Annotated in this window: 9 protein-coding genes and 4 tRNA genes; all 13 read right to left on the bottom strand. The window is 53.8% G+C overall.

Annotated features, from left to right (window positions below; genetic code table 11):
• Positions 1 to 95 (bottom strand): hypothetical protein (locus ACI2KB_RS29130; protein WP_404640529.1); only part of this gene is annotated, 95 nt, incomplete at its 3' end.
• 218 nt (positions 96 to 313) lie between these two features.
• Positions 314 to 679 (bottom strand): 50S ribosomal protein L7/L12, encoded by a 366-nt coding sequence (gene rplL, locus ACI2KB_RS29125; protein ID WP_108240414.1) that lies wholly within the window; start codon positions 677 to 679, stop codon positions 314 to 316.
• An 80-nt stretch (positions 680 to 759) separates the two neighbouring features.
• Positions 760 to 1,260, bottom strand: coding sequence for a 50S ribosomal protein L10 (gene rplJ / locus ACI2KB_RS29120; RefSeq protein WP_108240415.1), 501 nt, complete (start codon positions 1,258 to 1,260; stop codon positions 760 to 762).
• Positions 1,261 to 1,458: 198 nt separating this feature from the next.
• Entirely contained in the window at positions 1,459 to 2,154 is a 696-nt protein-coding gene (gene rplA, locus ACI2KB_RS29115; protein ID WP_108240416.1) for a 50S ribosomal protein L1, read from the bottom strand.
• A complete protein-coding gene (gene rplK, locus ACI2KB_RS29110) occupies positions 2,154 to 2,585 on the bottom strand; it encodes a 50S ribosomal protein L11 (RefSeq protein WP_108240417.1) in 432 nt (143 codons plus the stop codon). The genes rplA and rplK overlap by 1 nt, the downstream gene beginning before the upstream one ends.
• A gap of 119 nt (positions 2,586 to 2,704) precedes the next feature.
• The gene (gene nusG, locus ACI2KB_RS29105; protein ID WP_108240418.1) at positions 2,705 to 3,238 is read right to left on the bottom strand and encodes a transcription termination/antitermination protein NusG; all 534 of its coding nucleotides are present in this window, start codon (positions 3,236 to 3,238) and stop codon (positions 2,705 to 2,707) included.
• Positions 3,239 to 3,247: 9 nt separating this feature from the next.
• Complete coding sequence (secE, locus tag ACI2KB_RS29100; RefSeq protein WP_404640524.1) at positions 3,248 to 3,616, bottom strand: preprotein translocase subunit SecE; 369 nt, start codon at positions 3,614 to 3,616, stop codon at positions 3,248 to 3,250.
• Between the two features lie 45 nt (positions 3,617 to 3,661).
• Positions 3,662 to 3,737 (bottom strand) — tRNA-Trp (locus ACI2KB_RS29095).
• Positions 3,738 to 3,916: 179 nt separating this feature from the next.
• Positions 3,917 to 3,992: transfer RNA gene (locus ACI2KB_RS29090), tRNA-Thr, on the bottom strand.
• A 26-nt stretch (positions 3,993 to 4,018) separates the two neighbouring features.
• Positions 4,019 to 4,092: transfer RNA gene (locus tag ACI2KB_RS29085), tRNA-Gly, on the bottom strand.
• A gap of 25 nt (positions 4,093 to 4,117) precedes the next feature.
• A tRNA-Tyr gene (locus tag ACI2KB_RS29080) sits at positions 4,118 to 4,202 on the bottom strand.
• A 141-nt stretch (positions 4,203 to 4,343) separates the two neighbouring features.
• Positions 4,344 to 4,775, bottom strand: coding sequence for a hypothetical protein (locus tag ACI2KB_RS29075; protein WP_404640522.1), 432 nt, complete (start codon positions 4,773 to 4,775; stop codon positions 4,344 to 4,346).
• 1 nt (position 4,776) lies between these two features.
• Positions 4,777 to 5,754, bottom strand: a complete 978-nt coding sequence (gene birA / locus ACI2KB_RS29070; protein WP_404640527.1) for a bifunctional biotin--[acetyl-CoA-carboxylase] ligase/biotin operon repressor BirA — start codon at positions 5,752 to 5,754, stop codon at positions 4,777 to 4,779.
• Positions 5,755 to 5,954 lie beyond the last annotated feature (200 nt).

Genomic DNA, 5,954 nt, shown 5'->3' with positions numbered 1-5,954 from the left:
AGCTGGATGGCCAGGAGGTAAGGCACATCCATGACGTCCGGCAACTTGCTAAAGTCCTTGCGGATACGTTTTTTCTCAGTGTATGAGTAAGCCATCAGCGTTCCCCAGCTTGGTCACCTGCTTGTTTGGCCTCCCCCGGCGGGAGCGGCCAGAAAATCTTGCAAACCCCTTGGTTTGCACCACCATTCGCGGTGGTTGACGCACGTTATGGCGTCGACTTGATCAACCGCCAATAACGGAAAAAGGCCGGTGGCAAAAGCCACCAGCCATCAGCCTTCTGCTCAACGCTTGGGCTGGAGACGCAAGGTCGAAATTACTTGATTTCGACTTTGGCGCCTGCTTCTTCCAGCTTCTTCTTAGCGTCTTCAGCGGCTTCTTTCGAAACGCCTTCAGCGATGACCTGAGGAGCACCGTCGACTTTCTCTTTGGCTTCTTTCAGGCCCAGACCGGTCAGCTCACGAACAGCCTTGATCACGTTGACTTTCTTCTCGCCAGCTTCGGCCAGAACAACGTTGAACTCGGTTTGCTCTTCAACCACAGCGGCAGCAGCAGCTGGACCAGCAGCAGCAACAGCGGCGGTTACGCCGAAGGTTTCTTCCATCGCTTTGATCAGCTCAACAACTTCCAGAACGGTTTTCTGGCCGATCGCTTCGATGATTTGCTCGTTAGTCAGAGACATGACTATATATCCTGTATTGGGGGTGACGGCCTACGCGACCATCAAATTAAACATATGATTTCGAAAGAGCTTGTGGTGCCTTAGGCAGCCGAAGCTTCTTTCTGGTCGCGAATAGCTGCCAAAGTGCGAGCCAGCTTGCTGGTAGCGCCTTGGATTACGCTCATCAGCTTCGCAATAGCCTCGTCGCGAGTTGGCAAGGTAGCCAACACGTCGATCTGGTTGGCGGCAAGGAACTTGCCGTCAAACGCAGCTGCCTTGATCTCGAACTTGTCCTGACCCTTCGCGAACTCTTTGAACAGACGGGCAGCAGCGCCGGGGTGTTCATTGGAGAAAGCGATCAAGGTCGGGCCAGTGAAGGCGTCGTTGAGAACACTGAATTCAGTGTCAGCAACTGCACGCTTGAGCAGGGTGTTACGTACGACACGTACGTAAACGCCAGCTTCACGAGCCTCTTTACGGAGTCCGGTCATCGCGCCCACAGTCACGCCACGGGCATCAGCCACGACAGCAGACAGAGCGACTTTGGCAGCCTCGTTGACTTCAGCGACGATGGCCTTCTTGTCTTCGAGTTTAATTGCCACGGGTTTAACTCCTGCTTGTTACCGTTTCATCTGGCCAAAGGCCTGATGTCGTTTTGGTGTCTGATTCGGTAAAGAACCGGGAGCACCATCTGCGTAGGCTTGCGTTTTAAGGCTTTCGCCGCCTACGGTCTTGGATAGCCCCCGCCAGGCAGGGACCCCAATTTTTGCATTGGCACGAAAAATCGCGCCAAGCGTGTCTTAGGCGTTCAGCGAGCTCTGATCAATGACCAGACCTGGGCCCATAGTGGTGCTCAGGGTAACGCGCTTGACGTAGATACCTTTCGAAGAAGCTGGCTTGATGCGCTTCAGGTCAGCGATCAAGGCTTCAACGTTCTCACGCAGCTTGTCTGCTTCGAAGCCGACTTTACCTACGGAGGTGTGAATGATGCCGTTCTTGTCAGTGCGGTAGCGAACCTGACCGGCCTTGGCGTTTTTAACCGCGCCCGCCACGTCCGGAGTTACAGTACCAACCTTCGGGTTAGGCATCAGGCCACGCGGACCCAGAACCTGGCCCAACTGACCAACGACACGCATTGCATCTGGAGAGGCAATTACGACGTCATAGTTCAGATCGCCGCCTTTCATTTCAGCAGCCAGGTCGTCCATACCAACGCGATCAGCACCTGCAGCCAGAGCAGCTTCAGCAGCCGGGCCTTGGGTGAACACAGCAACGCGAACAGTCTTGCCAGTGCCATGCGGCAGCACAGTGGCGCTGCGAACAACCTGGTCAGATTTACGCGGGTCGACGCCAAGGTTTACAGCAACGTCAAACGACTCGCTGAATTTCACAGTCGACAGTTCAGCCAGCAACACAGCTGCATCGTTGAAGCTGTAAGACTTGCCTGCTTCAACTTTCGAAGCGATAGCTTTCTGGCGCTTAGTCAGCTTAGCCATTACACACCCTCCACGTTAAGGCCCATGCTACGAGCAGAGCCGGCGATGGTACGCACGGCTGCATCCATATCAGCTGCAGTAAGATCCGCTTTTTTGGTCTTAGCGATTTCTTCCAGCTGAGCACGGGTAACAGTGCCAACTTTGACGGTGTTAGGACGAGCCGAACCACTGGTCAGACCAGCAGCCTTTTTCAGCAGAACCGAAGCCGGGGTACTTTTGGTTTCAAAAGTGAAGCTACGGTCACTGTATACAGTGATGATCACTGGAGTCGGCAGACCTGGCTCCATACCCTGGGTACGGGCGTTGAAAGCCTTGCAGAACTCCATGATGTTGACGCCGTGCTGACCCAACGCAGGACCGACGGGCGGGCTTGGGTTAGCTTGAGCGGCTTTCACTTGAAGCTTGATGTAAGCGGTAATCTTCTTGGCCATGAGGCACTCCAATTACGGGTTCAAACGCCTCGAGAGGCTCCCCGGTTACTTGCGCGTTTATCCCAGTGACGACAAAACCCCACAGCCTTAGACTGTGGGGTATGGGATTTTCAGCCCAGCTAGACCTTTTCGACCTGACTGAACTCAAGCTCTACCGGAGTAGAGCGTCCGAAAATGAGCACTGCGACCTGAATCCGGCTCTTCTCGTAGTTAACCTCTTCAACCGTACCGTTGAAATCCGCAAATGGACCATCGGTAACGCGAACCACTTCACCAGGCTCGAACAACGTCTTCGGCTTAGGCTTGTCGCTACCATCGGCAACGCGACGCAGAATAGCCTCTGCCTCTTTATCAGTGATAGGCGCTGGCTTGTCAGCGGTACCACCAATGAAACCCATAACACGAGGGGTATCCTTGACCAAGTGCCAAGTCCCTTCGTTCATTTCCATCTGAACAAGCACGTAACCTGGGAAGAACTTACGCTCGCTCTTGCGCTTCTGGCCGTTGCGCATTTCTACCACTTCTTCGGTAGGGACCAGAATTTCACCAAAGCCGTCTTCCATGCCTGCCAGCTTTACACGCTCAATCAGAGAGCGCATGACATGCTTCTCGTAACCCGAGTAGGCATGCACTACGTACCAACGCTTAGCCACAGGACACCCTTAGCCAACAATCAGGGAAACAAGCCAGCCGAGCAGGGAATCGAGCCCCCACAGCAGCAGCGCCATGACCAAAACCACAGCAACCACGATGAGGGTTGTCTGGGTGGTTTCTTGACGAGTAGGCCATACGACCTTGCGAATCTCAGCGCGAGCTTCTTTGGCCAACACAAAGAAAGCCTTACCCTTGCCAGTCTGCAGCGACACATAGGCTGCAACTGCCGCAATCACAAGCAAGGCAAGCACGCGATACAGGATTGGCTGCGCCGAGTAGTATTGATTTCCGACGACACCCACGACAATCAGAAGGACTACCGCTAGCCACTTGAAAAGATCAAAACGGGAGTCTGGGGCTTCAGCCTTTGGATTCATCTACTAAAATCCTGCGAAAAGAAAGCCAGATGCATTACGCGAATCTGGCAGGTCAGGAGGGAATCGAACCCCCAACCTACGGTTTTGGAGACCGTCGCTCTGCCAATTGAGCTACTGACCTAAAAGCTATATCAGGCCGACCATTATGCGGACCCAACAGAAAGATTTCAACAGCCATTCGAAAGACTTCTGCAATCGAACGCTGCAAGGAACCACTCTCACCCAAACCCGAAAATCGACAGGCCGGACTACCCGCAACACCTAAAACAAAGGCAGATACTTTCATATCTGCCTTAGTAATGGAGCTCTTGAGCGGATTTGAACCGCTGACCTCACCCTTACCAAGGGTGTGCTCTACCAACTGAGCTACAAGAGCAAAACACATTGCACAACCAGCAAACTTGGAGCGGGTAGCGGGAATCGAACCCGCATCATCAGCTTGGAAGGCTGAGGTTCTACCACTAAACTATACCCGCAGATCATGCTGCTTACGCTCAAATATGGTGGAGGGGGAAGGATTCGAACCTTCGAAGTCGTAGACGTCAGATTTACAGTCTGATCCCTTTGGCCGCTCGGGAACCCCTCCTAAGCGAGGCGACATTCTAACTCATGCCACCCTTCTGTCAACCTTTTTCTCAATAAAATCTTGAGGTTACATACGTTGACTCTTGCTTTGCTTGCATTTCAATTTGCCTTGCACTGCGAAGCGGGCGCCATTCTATGCAAACTATTCGGCAGTTGCAATGCTTTCGCATGACATTATTTTGTTTTTTATTTGAGGGAAGTCCTGACGCAACCTTCCTACCAATGCATCATCAACAAGGCGCCGACTTTCCGGAGCGATTCGTACCCAAAGTGCCCCACTTGACTCCCCCGCCTGAGCAACCACTTGCGCTTGTATATCCAGACTAACCAAGCGCTGCTCAATCGTCTTCGCCACACCTTGGGAGATATCTCCTCCAAGGTATAAGCACTGAACCTCCGCGCGATCAGCTGAAGAGCGCCCATCGCCAGATTCGCTTAAAAGCTGGATGTTTTGTTGCGCCCCCTTGTAGACGGACAGCGGGGCCACCTCTTTTGGCCTCAACGGCACATCTTGCTGATGCCATACGTAGTAAAAGGCATTCAGCATGACCAACAGCAAAAACAACCAACGCATATCAGCCTCGCGATTCTGGATCAAGGCGCTTGCGCAGTCTCAAGCTCAGCTCCCCACCGCTAAAAGTACGAATCTCCCGACCAACCCTGAGACGAAGCGCACCTACAGCATCCACCCCCACAACAACGCCTTCCAGCGCCGTCGAACCCGCCAAGAGGGTCACTTCCTCCCCCTGCCACAAATGGAGGCGCTCCCACTCATCCCGGAACGCCTCGAACCCCCCCTGGCGATGCGCAGCGAGATGACGCGCCAATTCAGAGCTCAGTAGAGCCGCGACCTGATTCCGATCAACATCACCCCCACTCTCCAGCCCCATGGAGGTCCACGCCTGATCGACATCCTGAGCCACACGCATATTCACATTAATGCCAATACCAATCACAACGTGGCATACATCAGCAGGATCCCCAGTCAACTCCAACAAGACACCCGCGAGCTTTCGCCCCCCGGACAATATGTCATTGGGCCATTTGAGACCGGCATTCGGGACGCCCAGCGCACGCAAGGTTTTGACTACAGCAAGCCCGACAAGAAGACTCAAGCCCTCAAGCTGACGCATGCCACCCTCTATACGCAGCACAAGGCTGTAATAAAGATTCTCGGCAAAAGGGCTGACCCATCGGCGACCACGCCGCCCTCTTCCTGCCAGTTGTTGCTCTGCGACAACCAAGGCGGGAATGTGCTCCCCCACAACCGCCAGGCGCATAGCCTCGGCATTTGTTGAGTCAATCGAGTCATGAACCCGCACAACCCAACCGAGCTCTTTGTGACGCTCCACAAGCCATGCACGATCAAGGAGGTGAAGCGGCTGGGCCAACCGATAGCCACGACCGCGAACCTTGTGTATTTCTATGCCGGTTTCGGCCTGCAATTGATGGAGCTTTTTCCAGACAGCGCTACGGCTAACCCCTAGAGCATTTCCCAGGTCCTCACCGGAGTGAAAAGCCCCATCACTTAAAAGCCTTAACAACGAATGCATTAGCAGTCCACCTACGGATGAGGGACGCATAATAGCCACGCACAAGGCCAATGCAAAGAAGAGGGAGCATAAGGACTGAGCGAGCAGCCCGCTTTTTTCGCCAATAAGACAAAACCCCGTCTGCTTTCGCAAACGGGGTTCTGCAATTGAATCTTGACGATGACCTACTCTCACATGGGGAAACCCCACACTACCATCGG

Source organism: Pseudomonas sp. NPDC088444, from assembly GCF_044900175.1.
Lineage (GTDB): Bacteria > Pseudomonadota > Gammaproteobacteria > Pseudomonadales > Pseudomonadaceae > Aquipseudomonas.
Note: the sequence above shows the minus strand (reverse complement) of the source record. Positions and strands in the feature narration are given on the sequence as shown.

Bases quoted from the DNA above. Each gene is read 5' to 3' on its own strand.
- rplL (WP_108240414.1), bottom strand. From the start codon at position 679: ATGTCTCTGACTAACGAGCAAATCATCGAAGCGATCGGCCAGAAAACC.
- rplA (WP_108240416.1), bottom strand. From the start codon at position 2,154: ATGGCTAAGCTGACTAAGCGCCAGAAAGCTATCGCTTCGAAAGTTGAA.
- rplK (WP_108240417.1), bottom strand. From the start codon at position 2,585: ATGGCCAAGAAGATTACCGCTTACATCAAGCTTCAAGTGAAAGCCGCT.
- secE (WP_404640524.1), bottom strand. From the start codon at position 3,616: ATGAATCCAAAGGCTGAAGCCCCAGACTCCCGTTTTGATCTTTTCAAG.
- ACI2KB_RS29075 (WP_404640522.1), bottom strand. From the start codon at position 4,775: ATGCGTTGGTTGTTTTTGCTGTTGGTCATGCTGAATGCCTTTTACTAC.
- birA (WP_404640527.1), bottom strand. From the start codon at position 5,754: ATGCATTCGTTGTTAAGGCTTTTAAGTGATGGGGCTTTTCACTCCGGT.